At 73.0% G+C, this 16271-nt stretch carries 11 protein-coding genes; 6 read left to right on the top strand and 5 right to left on the bottom strand.

Translation table 11 applies throughout. The annotated features are described in order from the left end of the window. Positions 1-345, bottom strand: coding sequence for a molybdopterin oxidoreductase (locus ACRYRX_RS10420; RefSeq protein ID WP_432511789.1), 345 nt, complete (start codon positions 343-345; stop codon positions 1-3). Positions 346-359: 14 nt separating this feature from the next. Next, positions 360-1736: an MFS transporter gene (locus tag ACRYRX_RS10415; protein ID WP_432511787.1), complete on the bottom strand. Its 1377-nt coding sequence runs from the start codon at positions 1734-1736 to the stop codon at positions 360-362. Between the two features lie 160 nt (positions 1737-1896). Here ACRYRX_RS10415 and ACRYRX_RS10410 point away from each other — a divergent pair, with 160 nt between their 5' ends. Next, on the top strand, positions 1897-5832 hold the full coding sequence (locus ACRYRX_RS10410; RefSeq protein WP_432511786.1) for a molybdopterin-dependent oxidoreductase: 3936 nt from the start codon (positions 1897-1899) through the stop codon (positions 5830-5832). Positions 5833-5866: 34 nt separating this feature from the next. Here ACRYRX_RS10410 and ACRYRX_RS10405 read toward each other — a convergent pair whose 3' ends face one another. Continuing rightward, positions 5867-7435, bottom strand: a complete 1569-nt coding sequence (locus ACRYRX_RS10405) for a methyl-accepting chemotaxis protein (RefSeq protein ID WP_432511785.1) — start codon at positions 7433-7435, stop codon at positions 5867-5869. Positions 7436-7626: 191 nt separating this feature from the next. Here ACRYRX_RS10405 and ACRYRX_RS10400 point away from each other — a divergent pair, with 191 nt between their 5' ends. Next, positions 7627-7803, top strand: coding sequence for a hypothetical protein (locus tag ACRYRX_RS10400; protein WP_432511784.1), 177 nt, complete (start codon positions 7627-7629; stop codon positions 7801-7803). A gap of 2 nt (positions 7804-7805) precedes the next feature. Here the strand turns inward: ACRYRX_RS10400 and ACRYRX_RS10395 are convergent, their stop codons facing one another. Together ACRYRX_RS10395 and ACRYRX_RS10390 are read right to left on the bottom strand one after the other, a co-directional pair. Further along, a complete protein-coding gene (locus ACRYRX_RS10395) occupies positions 7806-8747 on the bottom strand; it encodes a LacI family DNA-binding transcriptional regulator (protein WP_432511783.1) in 942 nt (313 codons plus the stop codon). Then, complete coding sequence (locus tag ACRYRX_RS10390; protein WP_432511781.1) at positions 8744-10729, bottom strand: aldo/keto reductase; 1986 nt, start codon at positions 10727-10729, stop codon at positions 8744-8746. Before ACRYRX_RS10390 ends, ACRYRX_RS10395 begins: the two co-directional genes overlap by 4 nt. A gap of 108 nt (positions 10730-10837) precedes the next feature. Between ACRYRX_RS10390 and ilvD the strand changes: the two genes are divergently transcribed. From ilvD to ilvC, 4 genes are all read left to right on the top strand, one after another. Next, positions 10838-12541 carry a dihydroxy-acid dehydratase gene (gene ilvD, locus ACRYRX_RS10385; RefSeq protein WP_432511780.1) on the top strand — a complete coding sequence of 568 codons (1704 nt, stop codon included), beginning with the start codon at positions 10838-10840 and terminating at the stop codon, positions 12539-12541. A 263-nt stretch (positions 12542-12804) separates the two neighbouring features. Further along, the gene (locus tag ACRYRX_RS10380) at positions 12805-14649 is read left to right on the top strand and encodes an acetolactate synthase large subunit (protein ID WP_432511779.1); all 1845 of its coding nucleotides are present in this window, start codon (positions 12805-12807) and stop codon (positions 14647-14649) included. Next, complete coding sequence (gene ilvN, locus ACRYRX_RS10375) at positions 14649-15161, top strand: acetolactate synthase small subunit (protein ID WP_432511778.1); 513 nt, start codon at positions 14649-14651, stop codon at positions 15159-15161. Before ACRYRX_RS10380 ends, ilvN begins: the two co-directional genes overlap by 1 nt. Positions 15162-15203: 42 nt before the next feature. Next, positions 15204-16232 (top strand): ketol-acid reductoisomerase, encoded by a 1029-nt coding sequence (ilvC, locus tag ACRYRX_RS10370; protein WP_432511777.1) that lies wholly within the window; start codon positions 15204-15206, stop codon positions 16230-16232. Positions 16233-16271: the final 39 nt, after the last annotated feature.

The following is a 16271-nucleotide window of genomic DNA, read 5'->3' as shown; positions in this document are numbered from 1 at the left end:
TCACACCTCCACGAGGCCGAGGTCGACGACGATCGAGCCGGTGAGCCCCTCGGGGGCCAGCACCGCGAGCTCCAGCACGGCGGGGGCCTCGACGTCCTCGACGATGCTCAGGGGCACGTGGACCGAACCCTTCGCGCCGACGGGGAACAACCGCGTCGTGACCCCGTCGCGCAGCAGCGCCACGACGACGAGCTCGTCGGTGGGGTTCCCGCCCCGGAAGTAGACCGGCTGCGCGCGCAGGCCGTCGGAGACGGTGTGGCGCAGGCCGTCGAGGGTGACGGGCTTCTCCAGGCCGGCGCCGGTGAACGGGTGCACGCCCTGCAGGAAACGGGGGGTCGAGCTCACGGTGGGGGTTCCTCTCAGATCTCGGCGCCGGCGAAGCGCTGGGCGCGACCGACCTTGTAGACGGCGAAGGTCACGGCGGCGCAGGCCGCGTAGAAGGCGATGAACCCGACGAGCGCGGGCTGCAGCGAGCCGGTGTCCTTGATCGAGGCGGCGAACACGCGGGGGATGATGAACCCGCCGTAGGCGCCGATGCCGGCGGCGATGCCGATGCAGGCCGCGGCCTGCCGCTTGGCCAGGACCATGGCCGCGGGGTCGGTGGCCGGGTCGATGCCGGCGCGGAAGATGGCCGGGATCATCCGGTAGACCGACCCGTTGCCGACGCCGCTGGCGACGAACAGCACGAGGAAGCTGGCGAAGAACCCGGCGAAGGTGCCGGCCGCGAGGCTGAGGATCACCCCGACCGCGCCCAGGGCCATGACCCCGTACGCGGCGATGCTGACGTTCGCGCCGGACAGCCGGTCGGCCAGCTTCCCGCCGGTGGGGCGGGCCATCGACCCGACGAGCGCGCCGAGGAAGGCCAGCGTCAGCGGCACCTGCGGCAGGCCCAGGAAACCCCAGGTGAAGGTGACGTCGGGGAACTCCTGCTTGATGAGCGTCGGGAACACCCCGGCGTACCCGATGAACGACCCGAACGTCCCGATGTACAGGAACGAGATGATCCAGGTGTGCTTGTTCCGCACCGCGGCCGCGTACCCGGCGAGGTCGGCCTTCGCGGTCGACAGGTTGTCCATGTACCTCCAGGCCAGCACCGCGGCCAGCACCGCCAGCGGGATGACGACCAGGCCGGCGCGCTCGAGCGCCAGGCCCCCGCCGACGACGACGACGATCGGCACGACGAGCTGCACCACGGCGACCCCGAGGTTCCCGCCGGCGGCGTTGAGGCCGAGCGCCGCGCCCTTCTCCCGCTCGGGGTAGAAGAACGAGATGTTCGCCATGCTGGAGGCGAAGTTCCCGCCCCCGACCCCGGCCGTCGCGGCGACCAGCACCATGAACCAGAACGGGGTGTCCGGGTTCTGCACCACGACCGCGAGCCCGACGCAGGGCACGACCAGCAGCAGCGCCGACACGATCGTCCAGTTCCGGCCGCCGAACCTCGGCACCGCGAACGTGTACGGGAACCGCAGGGTGGCCCCGACGAGGTTCGGCACGGCGATGAGCCAGAACATCTGGTCCGCGGTCAGCGCGAAGCCCGCGCCGTTCAGGGACGGCGTGACGATCGTCCACAGCTGCCAGACCGAGAAGCCGAGGAACTCGGCGAAGATGGACAGCCACAGGTTGCGCTGGGCGACCCGGCGGCCGGTGGCCTGCCACTGCGTGACGTCCTCGGGGTCGTGGTCGTCGACCCAGCGGCCGGACCGGGGGGCCGGGATGGTGCGGGTGTCGAGGGTCATGACCCGAACGTAGGGACGGCGCGTTACGGCTGGTCGCCGTCGCTGTTGCGGCCCCGTCACGTTGTCCTCACGGTGGGCGCGCGGCCCTGTGAGGAGAGCGCACCACGGGCGCAACACGAGGGAAACGGGGCGGCAACGGCGCCGGGGTTGACTGCGGCGCGTGCCGCCGCCCGAAGCCACCTCCGTCCGCAGCGCCTGCTCCTACTGCGGGGTGGGGTGCGGGGTGGTGCTGGACGTCGCCACCGACCCGGTCACCGGCCGCCGCTCGGTCGCGCGGGTCTCCGGGGACCGCGAGCACCCCGCCAACCGCGGCCGGCTGTGCACCAAGGGTGCCACCAGCGCGGCGTTCACGACCGCGCCGGGGCGGCTGGAGAACGCGCAGGTGCGCGACGTGCGCGGGGCACCGGCCCGCGCGGTGCCGCTGGAGGAGGCCGTGCAGCAGGTCGCCGACCGGTTCCGCGAGACCATCGCCGAGCACGGGCCGGACTCGGTCGCGATCTACGTGTCGGGGCAGATGTCCCTGGAGGCGCAGTACCTGTCGAACAAGCTCGCCAAGGGCTTCTGGCGCACCAACCAGATCGAGTCCAACTCCCGGCTGTGCATGGCCAGCGCCGGGACCGGCTACAAGCAGTCCCTGGGGGCCGACGGCCCCCCGGGGTCCTACGACGACTTCGACCACGCCGACGTGTTCCTGGTCATCGGCTCCAACATGGCCGACTGCCACCCGATCCTGTTCCTGCGGATGATGGACCGGGTCCGCGCCTCCGGGGCGAAGGTGATCGTCGTCGACCCCCGGCGCACCGCGACGGCCGAGGCCGCCGACGTGTTCCTGCCCGTGCGGCCCGGGACGGACCTGGCGCTGCTCAACGGCCTGCTGCACCTGCTGGTGGAGGCCGGCGCCGTGGACGAGGGGTTCGTCGCCGCGCACACCCAGGGCTGGGAGGCGATGGCCGCCGTCGTCGCCGACCACCCGCCGGCCCGCGTCGCCGAGCTCACCGGCGTCGACGAGGCCGACCTGCGCCGCGCCGCCGAGCTCATCGCGGCGGCCCCGAACTGGGTGAGCTGCTGGACGATGGGCCTGAACCAGTCCGTGCACGGCACCTGGAACACCAACGCCCTGGTCAACCTGCACCTGGCCACCGGGGCCGTCGGCCGCCGCGGCAGCGGCCCGTTCTCCCTGACGGGGCAGCCCAACGCGATGGGCGGCCGGGAGATGGGGTACATGGGCCCGGGCCTGCCCGGTCAGCGGTCCGTCCTGGTCGAGGCCGACCGCGCGTTCACCGAGGAGGTGTGGGGGCTGGAACCGGGGACCCTGCGCACCGACGTCGGGACCGGGACCATCGACCTGTTCCGCCGGATGGCCGACGGGCGGGTGAAGGCCTGCTGGATCGTCTGCACCAACCCGGTCGCCTCCGTCGCCAACCGTTCCACCGTGGTGGAGGCGTTGCAGCGCTGCGACTTCGTCGTCGTCCAGGACGTGTTCGCGCTGAACGAGACGACCCCGTACGCCGACGTCCTGCTGCCGGCGACGCTGTGGGCCGAGTCCGAGCAGGTCGCCGTCAACTCCGAGCGGTCCCTGACGCTGCTGCAGCAGGCGGCCGACCCCGTCGGGGACGCCACCCCGGACTGGGAGCTCATCGCGATGGTGGCCCGGGCGATGGGGTTCACCGAGCAGTTCGCCCACCGAAGTGCCGCCGAGGTGTTCGAGGAGATCCGCCGGTTCTCCAACCCCGGCACCGGGTACGACCTGCGCGGCGTGGACCACGACCGGCTCCGGCAGGGGCCGGTGCAGTGGCCGGCCGCGCCCGGCGGCCCGGACCGCAACCCGGTGCGGTACGTCACCGACGGGGAGCTGCGCTTCCCCACCCCCAGCGGCCGGGCCGTGTTCTGGCCGCGGCCGTACGTCCCGGCCGCCGAGCTGCCCGACGACGAGCACCCCTTCGTCCTGAACACCGGCCGCGTCCAGCACCAGTGGCACACCCTCACCAAGACCGGGAAGGTCGCGGCGCTGAACCGGCTGAACCCCGGGCCGTTCGTGGAGGTCCACCCGCAGGACGCGGCCCGCCTGGGGATCGCCGAGGGCGACCGGGTGGAGATCGCGTCCCGGCGCGGGCGGGCGGTCCTGCCCGCCGTCGTCACCGACCGCGTGCTGCCCGGGTGCTGCTTCGCCCCCTTCCACTGGAACGACACCGTCGGGGAGGACCTCGCCGTGAACGCCGTGACGAACGACGCCGTCGACCCCGACAGCTTCCAGCCGGAGTTCAAGGTGTGCGCGGTGTCGCTGACCCGGGTGGCCGCGGCCGAGCCCGCCGTGCCCGAGGCCCCGGCCACCCCGGCCACCCCGGCCACCCCGGCGGCGCCCCCGGAGTTCGACGACCGGCAGCGCCGCTACCTCGACGGGTTCCTGCACGCCCTGGGCGAGACGCCGGGTTTCACCCCCGTCCTGCCGGGCTCCGCACCGTTCTCCGAGACCGACCGGTCGTGGGTCGACGGGTTCCTGGCGGGGACGTTCGCCACCGGTCCCCGCACCTCCCCCCAGGAGGCCGGTGGCCCGGCGGAACCGGACGTGCTGGTCCTGTACGCCTCCCAGACCGGCTCGGCGGCCGAGCACGCCCGCGGCGCGGCGCAGGCCCTGGAGTCGGCGGGGGTCCGGGTCGCGCTGCGCGGCATGGACGAGGCGGACCCGGCCCGGCTGGCCCCCACGACGCTGCTGGTCTCCAGCACGTTCGGCGACGGCGGCCCCCCGGACAACGGCGAGGCGTTCTGGGAGCGGCTCACGGCCCCCGACGCGCCGCGGCTGGACGGGCGGTTCGCCGTCCTGGCCCTGGGGGACTCCAGCTACAGCGACTTCTGCGGCCACGGCCGCCGCCTCGACGAGCGCTTCGCCGAGCTCGGCGCGACCCGCCTGCTGGACCGGGTGGACTGCGAACCGGGCGAGGACGAGCGCGCCGCGCGCTGGAGCGAGCGCGTCGCGGCGCTGCTGGGGGAGCGGGCCCCGGCCCGGCCCGAGGCCCCCGCCCGGCCCGCCATCCCCGCCCAGCGCACGACCGGCCCCACCCGCCCGGCCCGCCCCACCCGCAAGGACCCGTACACCTCCCGGCTGGTCCGCAACGTCCGGCTCACCGGCGACGGGTCGTCCAAGGAGGTGCGGCTCGTCGGCCTGTCCCGCGACGAGGGGCTGGACTACCAGGCCGGTGACTCCCTCGGCGTGTGGCCCGTCAACGACCCGCGCCTGGTGGCCGAGATCGCCTCGCTGACCGGGCTGGAACCCGACGAGCTCGCCGGGTTCGACCTGACCCGGCCCACCGCCGACCTGCTGGGTTTCGTGGGCCGGCACTCCCGCGCCGGGACCCCCACCGCGCAGTGGTGCCAGGGCCGGCAGACCGTCGACGTCCTGCGGCACTTCCCGGTCGCCGCCGGGCCCGCGGAGTGGCGGAACCTGCTCAAACCGCTGCAGCCGCGGCAGTACTCGATCTCCTCGGCCCCCCAGGCCCACCCCGACGAGGTGCAGCTGACGGTCTCCGCCGTCCGGTTCGGCGACCCCGTGCGGCACGGGGTCTGCTCCACGTTCCTCGCCGACCGGGCCGAGGACGTGGACCTGCGGGTCTTCGTGCAGCCCTCGCCCGCGTTCCGGCCCCCGGCCGACCCCGACGCGCCGATGGTGATGATCGGGCCCGGCACCGGGGTCGCCCCGTTCCGCGGGTTCCTCCAGCACCGCCGCGCCCAGGGCGCGACCGGCCGCAACTGGCTGTTCTTCGGCGAGCGCAGCTCCCGCACCGACTGGTACTACCGCGAGGAGTTCGAGGCCTGGCGCGAGGACGGCCTCCTCACCCGCCTCAGCCTGGCGTTCTCCCGCGACCAGCCGGAGAAGGTGTACGTCCAGGACCGGGTGCGCCGCCACGGCGAGGAGCTGTGGCGCTGGATCGAGGACGGCGCCCACGTGTACGTCTGCGGGGACGCCGCCCGGATGGCCAAGGACGTCGACGCGGCCCTGCGCGACGTCGTGGCCGAGCACGGCGGGCTCGACCCCGACGCCGCGACGGAGTACGTGCGGGACCTGGCGGCGCGCAAGCGGTACGTGCGCGACGTCTACTGACCGCGCGTGCTGACCGCGCGCCGGACCGCGGCCCTCAGTACCGGAAGCGGGCCACCGCCGTCTGCAGCGCCGCCGCCATCCGGGCCAGCTCGGAGACCGCCTGCTCGCTCTCCCCGACGCCCTGGTCGGTCACGGCCGAGGACTGCGCCACCGAGGCGATGCGCTCACCGATCCGGGTGCTGCCGGCCGCCGCGTCGCTGAGGCTGCGGGTCATCTCCGCGGTCGTGGCCGACTGCTCCTCGACCGCCGCCGAGATGGTCGTCTGGTGCGCGTTCATCCGCTGGATGATCTCGCCGATGCCGGCGATGGAGCTGACGGCCTGGTCGCTGGCGCGCTGGATGTCCTCGACGCGGTGGGCGATGTCCTCGGTGGCGCGCGCGGTCTGCTGCGCCAGTTCCTTGACCTCGCTGGCGACGACCGCGAACCCCTTGCCGGCCTCCCCGGCGCGGGCGGCCTCGATGGTCGCGTTGAGGGCCAGCAGGTTCGTCTGCTCGGCGATCGCGGTGATCGCCTTGACGACCTGGCCGATCTCGGCGCTGGAGGAACCCAGCTCCTCGATGGTCTGGTTCGTCGCGGCAGCCGCCTCGACGGCCTCCGAACCCACCGACGCCGCCTCGGAGGCGCCCGCGGAGATCTCCCGGATGGAGGCGGTCATCTGCTCGGCGCTGGCCGAGACCGTCTGCAGGCTCCGGGTGACGCGGTCACCCTCGTCGTGCGCGGCACCGGCCTCCTGGCTGGCCCGTCCGGCGGCCCGCGAGATCTGCGTGGAGGTCGCGCCGAGCTCCTCGCTGGCGGCGGCGACCGCGGCGGCGCTGTCGGCGGCGGTGGCGACGGTGCTGCGGACGGTGGCGACGGCGTCGTTCAGGACGGTGGCCATGCGGGCGATCTCGTCCGAGCCCTCGACGTGGGCCGAGCGGGTCAGGTCGCCCTCGGCGAGGGCGTGGGCGAGCGCGGTGACCTCGCGCACCGGGCGGACGATGCCGCGGGTGGTGCGCCAGCCGACCAGGACCCCGACGAGCACCCCGACGACGACCCCGACGAGGACGCTGAGCTTGACGCGCAGGGCGGCGGCGGCGCTCGCCGCGGCGCGCTGGTCGAGCAGGGACGCCTCGGCGCCCTCGAACTCGTCGAGGGTGGTGCGCAGCTCGTCCATGACGGCCTTGCCCTCGTTCGTCAGGACGACGTCGCGGGCGGCGTCGAAACCGGCCGTCGTGCGCAGGTCGACGGTCTCGGCCAGCTCGGCGAGCTTGGCGTCGACGAGGCCGTCGACGCTGTCCAGCCGTTCCTGCTGGGCGGGGTTGTCGGCGGTCAGCGAGCGCAGGGCGTCGACTTCGTCCGGCAGGGCCTGCACGGCCTGGCGGTAGGGGTCGAGGTAGCTGTCCTCACCGGTGATGAGGTACCCGCGCTGGCCGGTCTCGGCGTCCTTGAGGGAGGAGCGCAGTTCGCTGGACCCGGCGAGCACCTGGTAGGTGTGGTTGACCATGTGCTGCTGCTGGAGCAGCTGCACGGCGCTGCTGAACGCGATCACCCCCACCGTGACGAGGATGAGCAGCGGGACCGCGGTCAGGACGGTCAGCTTGCGTCCGATGCCGGCGTTGATCATGCCTGGGACCTCACTCGTGCGCACGGGGTGGGGAGGGGCGATCCCCGGTGCATTCCTCGGCAGGTGGGGCCGAACGGTTGAGCGGGAGCCACCGGCTTCCCGGAGGCCGCTGATCCGGGTATCATCGGTCCGTTTGGCCACATCGCCCCACGACGCTCACCACCGCGCGTCGTCCTCGAGGATCGGACCCGATGGACAAGCTCACCCTGCTCCAGGTCAGCCACCGCTACGACGTCGACGTCGCGACGCTGCACGCCCTCGTCGGCCGCGGGGCGCTGCCCGCCCCGACCTGGTCCGAGGGACGGCTGGGGTGGGAGGCCGCCGAGGTCCGGGCGACGCTGCGACGGCTGGGGCTCCAGCGGGCCTGAGATCAGGTCGAGTCGCGCGCCACGAAGCGGTGCGCGACGACCCGGACGGGGTCCGTGCCCCGGTCGGTGCTCCGGTCCCCCCGCAGTTCCACCACGAGGTCGAGCGCGCTGCGGGCGACCTCGGCCAGGTCGATCGCGAGCGTCGACAGCCGCGGGGTGACGAACTCCCCGACGCCGAGGCCGTCGACACCGACGACCCTGACCTGCCCGGGCACCGCGACCCCCGCCCGGGCGAGGTCGCGCAGCAGCCGGAACCCGTCGAGGTCGTTGAAGGCCACGACGGCGTCCGGGGCGTGCGGCCGCACGTCGTCCCAGCCGGCGCCCCGGTCGGCGACGAAGGGGTCGACGCCCTGCGCGCGGAACGCCTCGACGAACGCCCGCCCCCGCGAGGTCGACCCCAGCAGGTCCAGCACGACGGGCCGCCGCACGCCCCGCCCGAGCAGGTGCCGCACGGCCTCGCGCGTCGCGCCCTCGCGCTCGAACTCGACGCGCCCGTGCCCGGGGTGGGTCCGCGGCGGGTCGATCTCGACCACCGGCAGGTTCGGCGCGGCCGGGCTGGGCGGGTCGAAGGCCACACCGGTGAACGCGACGACCGCGTCCGCGCCGCCGGCGAGGTCGGCCGCCGAGCCGGGTTCGGCCATGACGACGTTCCAGCCGCGCCCGGCGGCCAGCCGCAGGACCGTCGAGGCGAGTTCAGCGTAGTACGGGTTCGTGAGGTCGCCCACGAGCAGGCCCAGGGTGCGGGCCGCGGGTTTGACCAGCCCGCGCCCGAAGCGCGACGGGTGGTAGTTCAGGTCCCTCGCCGCGGCCAGGACTCGGGCGCGGGTCGCGGGGCTGATCCCGGCCATGTCGTGCACGGCGCGCGTCACGGTCTGCCGCGAGACCCCCGCGGCCCGGGCGACGTCGACGATCGTCGCCGCCCGGGCCGGATCCGGTCCGCTCACCCCTCGCGCAGGTCCAGCCAGGCGACCTGCTCGGGAGTGAGTTCCACACCCAGGCCCGTCATCGACGAACGGGCCTCGGCGATCGTGCGGGGGCCGAACAGGGCGAACACCTGGAACGGCTGGGCCAGCACGAACGCCAGGGCGATCGCGGTGGCCGGGACGCCGAGCTCGGCGCCCAGCTTCTCGGCGCGGGCCTTGCGCTCGAAGTTCGCGTCGGAGTAGTAGCAGCGCACCAGTTCCGCGTCGCTCCGGTCGTCCACGTGGGCGCGGGCGAAGAACCCGCGGGCCTGCGAGCTCCACGGCAGCAGCGCGATGTCCCGCTCGGCGAGCCACCGCTTGGACTCGGGGTCGGTGACGTGGCGGCACCCGGCCCACGGCACGTCGTAGGCCTCGGCGAGGCCGAAGTGGTTGGACAGCACCGTGAACGGGCGCTTGCCGTGCTTCTCGGCGTAGGCGTTCGCCTCGTCGACGCGCGCCGGGGACCAGTTCGAGCCGCCGTAGACGGTGATGCGCCCGGCCGAGGCGTGCTCGTCGAGGACGTCGACGAACTCGCCGACGGGGATGTCCTCGTTGTCGCGGTGCATCATGTAGATGTCGGCGCGGTCGTGGCCCTGCCGCTCGAAGGACTCGAACAACTGCCGGGTCAGCGACTCGGGGTCGTTGTGCGGGGTGTGGCAGCCCTTGACGATGACGTTGAGCTCGGACCGGTTCCCGCGGTTGGCCATCCAGCGGCCGAGCAGCTTCTCGTACTTGCCCATGCCGTACAGCCACGCGGTGTCGAACGTGTTCCCGCCGGCCTCCACGAACGCGTCGAAGATCGCCGAGGCGTGCGCGAGGTCGGGCTGGTTGTCGCACCCCATGACCAGGCGCGAGACCTCGCGGTCCAGGCCGGGGATCCGCCCGTACTTCATGGCCGTGGGTTCGGCGCGCCGCAGCGGCAGGCCCGAGGCGGTGGGGATGTCGGCGGTGTCGGTCTCGAACGGGTACCGCAGGCCGATCGCGTCGCGCCAGCGGTTCAGGACCGCGTTGACCGCGAGGGTGTCGTCGAGGGTGAACGCGGGGGTGCCGTCGCCGACGAGGGCCCGGGCCTCCAGGGCGTACGCCTTGTTCTGCGGCAGTTCCGGGTCGAACGCGAACGTCTCGGGTTCGGCGCCCGGCCGGGTCAGCACGACGCGGGTGTCGCCGAGGACCGTCCACGGGTCCGGCAGGTGGATGCGCCCGGCCGACCCGTAGACCGTGATGGTCTGCGGGTCCGCGAGGGCCACGCCGGTGCGCACGGCGGCCGTGACGCCGCCGGTGAAGGTGATCGACGCGGTCGCCCACTCGTCGACCCCGGTCTCGCCGACCGTGCCCTGCGCGGAGAACTCCTGGACCGCCGCGGTGCGGCCGAGCGCGGCGCTCGCCACGAGGTGCGCGGCGGAGACGGGGTAGCCACCGACGTCGAGGATGCCGCCGCCGGCGAGGTCGGCGTCGTACAGCCGTCCCTGCTTGGCGCCGGTCGCGAAGGCGAAGCTCGCGTCGACGTGCTGGACCGTGCCGATCGCGCCCTCGCGCACGAGTTCGAGCAGCTTCTGCACCTGCGGGTGGTGGGCGTACATGTACGCCTCGAGGACGTGCACGTCGGACGCCCGGGCCGCGTCGACCACGGCCATCACGGTGCCGTGGTTGGGGGCGAGGGGCTTCTCCACCAGGACGTGCTTGCCCGCGCGGACCGCGGCCAGCGCGAGCCGGGCGTGGGTGACGTGGACGGTGCTGACGTAGACCGCCTCGACGTCCTCGCGGGCCAGGACGGCGTCGTAGTCGCCGACGAAGGCGTCGGGGGCGAACTCCTGGGCGAAGGTGCGGGCGCGTTCGGCCCCCGCGGGGGTGTCGGAGTGGCCGACGGCGACGAGCCGGGCGTCCGCGAAGGGCAGCTGGGAGGCGAACCGGTGGGCGATGCCACCGGCTCCGAGCACTGCCCAGCGGGTGGGGGAGGTGGGCACGGGGGCGCTCCTTCGGGCCGGGGGTGGGGCCGTGAACGTTCACGGCGGTCGTCACGCTAGCCCTCGCGCCCCCGGCGGTCAACGCAGGAGGGGACCTAGACTCCGGGTGTGAGCCCTGCTGATGGAATCGACGTCAAACCGCGCAGCCGCCAGGTCACCGACGGGCTGGAGGCGACCGCCTCGCGCGGCATGCTGCGCGCCGTCGGCATGGGGGACGACGACTGGGAGAAGCCCCAGATCGGCGTCGCGTCGAGCTGGAACGAGATCACCCCGTGCAACCTGTCCCTGGACCGCCTGGCCAAGGCCGTCAAGGACGGCGTGCACGCCGCCCGCGGGTACCCGCTGGAGTTCGGCACGATCTCGGTCTCGGACGGCATCTCCATGGGTCACCAGGGGATGCACTTCTCGCTGGTCTCCCGCGAGGTCATCGCCGACTCGGTCGAGACCGTCATGAGCGCCGAGCGGCTCGACGGCTCGGTGCTGCTCGCCGGCTGCGACAAGTCGCTGCCCGGGATGCTCATGGCCGCCGCCCGCCTGGACCTGGCCAGCGTGTTCCTGTACGCCGGGACGATCCTGCCGGGACGGGCCAAGCTGTCCGACGGCAGCGAGCACGAGGTCACGCTCATCGACGCCTTCGAGGCCGTCGGGGCGTGCGCCCGCGGGCTGATGTCGCGCGAGGACGTCGACGTCATCGAGCGCGCCATCTGCCCGGGCGAGGGGGCCTGCGGCGGCATGTACACCGCGAACACCATGGCCGCCGCCGCCGAGGCGCTGGGGATGTCGCTGCCCGGCAGCGCCGCCCCGCCGGCGACCGACCGCCGCCGCGACGGGTTCGCCCGCAAGTCCGGCGAGGCCGTGGTCGAGCTGCTGCGGCGGGGGATCACCGCCCGGCAGGTCCTCACCAAGGAGGCGTTCGAGAACGCCATCGCCGTCGTCATGGCCCTGGGCGGGTCCACCAACGCCGTGCTGCACCTGCTCGCGATCGCCTACGAGGCCGAGGTCGACCTGACGCTGGCCGACTTCGACCGCATCGCCGCGAAGGTGCCGCACCTGGGTGACCTCAAGCCGTTCGGCAAGCACGTCATGGTCGACGTCGACCGCATCGGCGGGATCCCCGTGGTCATGCGCGCCCTGCTCGACGCCGGGCTGCTGCACGGCGACGCGCTGACCGTCACCGGCAAGACGATGGCCGAGAACCTCGCCGACATCGCCCCGCCGGACGTCGACGGCGTCGTGCTGCGGGCGCTGGACAACCCCATCCACAAGACCGGCGGCATCACGATCCTCACCGGCAACCTCGCCCCGGGCGGGGCCGTGGTCAAGAGCGCCGGGTTCGACTCCGAGGTCTTCGAGGGCACCGCGCGCGTCTTCGAGCGCGAGCGCGCCGCGCTCGACGCGCTGGAGGACGGCACGATCTCCGCGGGCGACGTCGTCGTCATCCGCTACGAGGGCCCCAAGGGCGGTCCGGGGATGCGCGAGATGCTCGCGATCACCGGGGCGATCAAGGGCGCCGGGCTCGGCAAGGACGTCCTGCTGCTGACCGACGGCCGCTTCTCGGGTGGGACGACGGGGCTGTGCGTGGGGCACATCGCCCCCGAGGCCGTCGACGGCGGTCCGGTCGCCTTCGTCCGCGACGGCGACCGCATCCGGCTCGACGTCGCGGGCAAGACGCTCGAGGTCCTCGTCGACGACGAGGAGCTCGCCGCCCGCCGCGAGGGCTGGGAGCCGCTGCCGCCGGTGTTCACCCGCGGCGTGCTGGCCAAGTACGCCAAGCAGGTGCAGTCCGCCTCCACGGGCGCCGTCTGCCGCTGAGCCGTCCAGGGGCTGGACCCCGCGTCTCACATGGTGAGACGCGGGGCCCCGTCGGCTGACACGGGGCCGCGAGGGGACTACCTTCTCCTCCATGCGGTTCCTCGTAGCCATCGGACAGCGCGCCGGCTGAGTCAGTTCGGCCGAGCGCGCGACCCCTCACACGCCATCCCTGGCTGAGGGGTCTTTTTGCGTCCGGCGGACCGAACACGCCGGGCGTCCGGAGCACGACACCGTGGACGGCACCGCCCGAGGAGGACACCCAGATGCCAGAGCAACTGCCCCTGGACCCCAAGCTCCCCGTCGCCGAGCTCACCGGCGCCCAGAGCCTCGTCCGCTCCCTCGAGGCGGTAGGGGTCGAGGTCGTCTTCGGCATCCCGGGCGGGGCGATCCTGCCGGCCTACGACCCGCTCATGGACTCCCCGCACATCCGGCACATCCTCGTCCGGCACGAGCAGGGCGCCGGCCACGCGGCCGAGGGGTACGCCGTGGCCACCGGCAAGGTCGGGGTCTGCATGGCCACCTCCGGCCCCGGGGCGACGAACCTCGTCACCCCGATCGCCGACGCGAACATGGACTCGGTCCCGATGGTCGCCATCACCGGTCAGGTGGGCGCCAAGGCCATCGGCACCGACGCCTTCCAGGAAGCCGACATCGCGGGCATCACCACGCCGATCACCAAGCACAACTACCTGGTGACCGACCCGGCCGACATCCCGCGCACCGTGGCCGAGGCCTTCCACCTCGCCGCCACCGGCCGCCCCGGCCCGGTCCTGGTCGACGTCGCGAAGTCCGCGCTGCAGGCCACGACGTCCTTCACCTGGCCCGAGACCGTCGACCTGCCCGGCTACCGGCCCGTCGTGCGCCCGCACGGCAAGCAGATCCGCGAGGCGGCCCGGCTCATCGCCGCCGCCGAGCGCCCCGTGCTGTACGTCGGCGGCGGCGTCATCAAGGCCGACGCCTCGGCCGAGCTGCGCGCCCTGGCCGACCTCACCGGCATCCCCGCCGTGACCACGCTCATGGCCCGCGGCGCGCTGCCCGACTCGCACCCGCAGAACCTGGGCATGCCCGGCATGCACGGCACCGTCGCGGCCGTCACGGCGCTGCAGAAGTCCGACCTGCTCATCACCCTCGGGGCCCGGTTCGACGACCGCGTCACCGGCGAGCTGTCGAGCTTCGCCCCCGAGGCCAAGGTCATCCACGCCGACATCGACCCGGCCGAGATCGGCAAGAACCGCGAGGTCGACGTCCCGATCGTCGGCGACGCCAAGCTCGTCCTGGCCGAGCTGACCGCGGCGGTCGCGGCCGAGTTCGAGCACGGCCGCGCCGACCTCACGGCGTGGACGGAGCAGACCCGGTCCTGGACGGAGACGTACCCGCTGGGGTACGCCGACTCCGCGGACGGCACCCTGGCCCCGCAGTACGTCCTGGAGCGCATCAGCGCCCTCACCGGCCCCGAGGCCGTGTACGTCGCCGGCGTCGGCCAGCACCAGATGTGGTCGGCGCAGTTCATCCGGTACGAGAACCCGCGCACCTGGATCAACTCCGGCGGCCTGGGCACCATGGGCTTCTCCGTCCCGGCCGCGATGGGCGCCAAGGTCGGGCGCCCCGACACCGTCGTGTGGGCCATCGACGGCGACGGCTGCTTCCAGATGACCAACCAGGAACTGGCGACGTGCACCCTCAACGGCATCCCGCTGAAGGTCGCGATCATCAACAACTCCTCCCTGGGCATGGTCCGGCAGTGGCAGACGCTCTTCTACTCCGAGCGGTACTCCAACACCGACCTGCACTCCGGTGACCACCACGGCGAGCACTCCGCCCCCGTGCCGGACTTCGTCAAGCTCGCCGACGCCTACGGCTGCGTCGGGCTGCGCTGCGACAAGCCCGAGGACGTCGACGCCACCATCGAGAAGGCCCTGGCGATCAACGACGTCCCCGTCGTCATCGACTTCCGCGTCCACCGCGACGCCATGGTCTGGCCGATGGTCGAGGCCGGCGTGAGCAACGACGCCATCCAGTACGCCCGCGGCCTGTCTCCCAAGTGGGACCGCGAGGTCGACTCCGACATCGTGTCCTCCGAGGACGGCGAAGAGATGGTGATCTCTTGATGTCCCGCCACACCCTGTCCGTCCTGGTCGAGAACCGACCCGGTGTCCTGATGCGCGTCACGTCGCTGTTCGCGCGCAGGAACTTCAACATCCACTCCCTCACGGTCGGACCGACCGAGCGCTCCGAGATCTCCCGGATGACCATCGTCGTCGACGTGGAGCGGCAGCCGTTGGAGCAGGTGACGAAGCAGCTCAACAAGCTGATCAACGTCCTGAAGATCGTCGAGCTCGAGGACGGCGCCTCGGTCCAGCGCGAGCTGCTGCTCGTGAAGGTCCGGGCCGACGCCTCGGCGCGCGGGGAGGTGCTCGACACCGTGCAGCTGTTCCGCGCGCACGTCGTCGACGTGTCTCCCGACGCGGTGACGGTGGAGGCGACCGGCAGCCCGGACAAGCTGGCCGCGCTGCTGCGCGTGCTCGAGCCGTTCGGCATCCGCGAACTGGTGCAGTCCGGTTCGGTGGCGCTCGCCCGCGGTGGGCGCGCGATCTCCGACCGCGCGCTGCGCTCCGCCTGACCCGCACGACCCCCGAGAAGAAACCCGAGGAGAGAACCCCACGTGGCCGAGATGTTCTACGACGACGACGCCGACCTGTCCAAGATCACCGGTAAGAAGGTGGCCGTCATCGGCTTCGGCAGCCAGGGCCACGCCCACGCGCTGTCGCTGCGCGACTCCGGCGTCGACGTGGTCGTCGGCCTCAAGGAGGGCTCGAAGTCCCGCGCCAAGGCCGAGGAGCAGGGCCTGCAGGTCCTCACCCCGTTCGAGGCCGCGAAGGCCGCCGACGTGATCATGGTGCTGGTGCCGGACCACCTGCAGCGCGGTCTGTACGCCGAGGCGATCGAGCCGAACCTGACCGCCGGCAAGGCGCTGTTCTTCAGCCACGGCTTCAACATCCGCTTCGGCTACATCAAGCCCCCGGCCGACGTCGACGTCGTCATGGTCGCCCCCAAGGGCCCGGGGCACCTGGTGCGCCGCGAGTACGTCGACGGCCGCGGCGTCCCCGTGATCGTCGCCGTCGAGCAGGACGCGACCGGTCACGCCTGGGAGCTGGCCCTGGCCTACGCCAAGGCGATCGGCGGCCTGCGCGCCGGCGGCATCAAGACCACCTTCACCGAGGAGACCGAGACCGACCTGTTCGGTGAGCAGGCCGTCCTGTGCGGTGGCGCCTCCGCCCTCGTGCAGACCGGTTTCGAAGTCCTCATCGAGGCCGGCTACCAGCCGGAGGTCGCCTACTTCGAGTGCCTGCACGAGCTGAAGCTGATCGTCGACCTCATGTACGAGGGCGGCATCGCCAAGCAGCGCTGGTCGGTCTCCGACACCGCCGAGTGGGGCGACTACATCTCCGGCCCGCGCGTCATCGACGCCTCGGTCAAGGAGCGCATGAAGGACGTCCTGAAGGACATCCAGGACGGCACCTTCGCGCGCAACTTCATCGAGGACCAGGACGCCGGGGCCCCGAAGTTCAAGGAGCTGCGCGCCCAGGCCGAGCAGCACCCGATCGAGGCCACCGGCCGTGAGCTGCGCAAGCTCATGGCGTGGGTGAAGTCGGACGACTCCGACTACGTCGAGGGTTCCGCCGCCCGCTGACCTCAAGATACCCCGTGAACTGGGACCAATCCGATAGGG

Origin of the sequence: Kineococcus lubricus, assembly GCF_050871965.1 — a bacterium.
Classification (GTDB): Bacteria; Actinomycetota; Actinomycetes; order Actinomycetales; family Kineococcaceae; genus Kineococcus.
The sequence above is the reverse complement of the archived record's forward strand: the minus strand, read 5'-3'. Positions and strand labels throughout refer to the sequence as shown.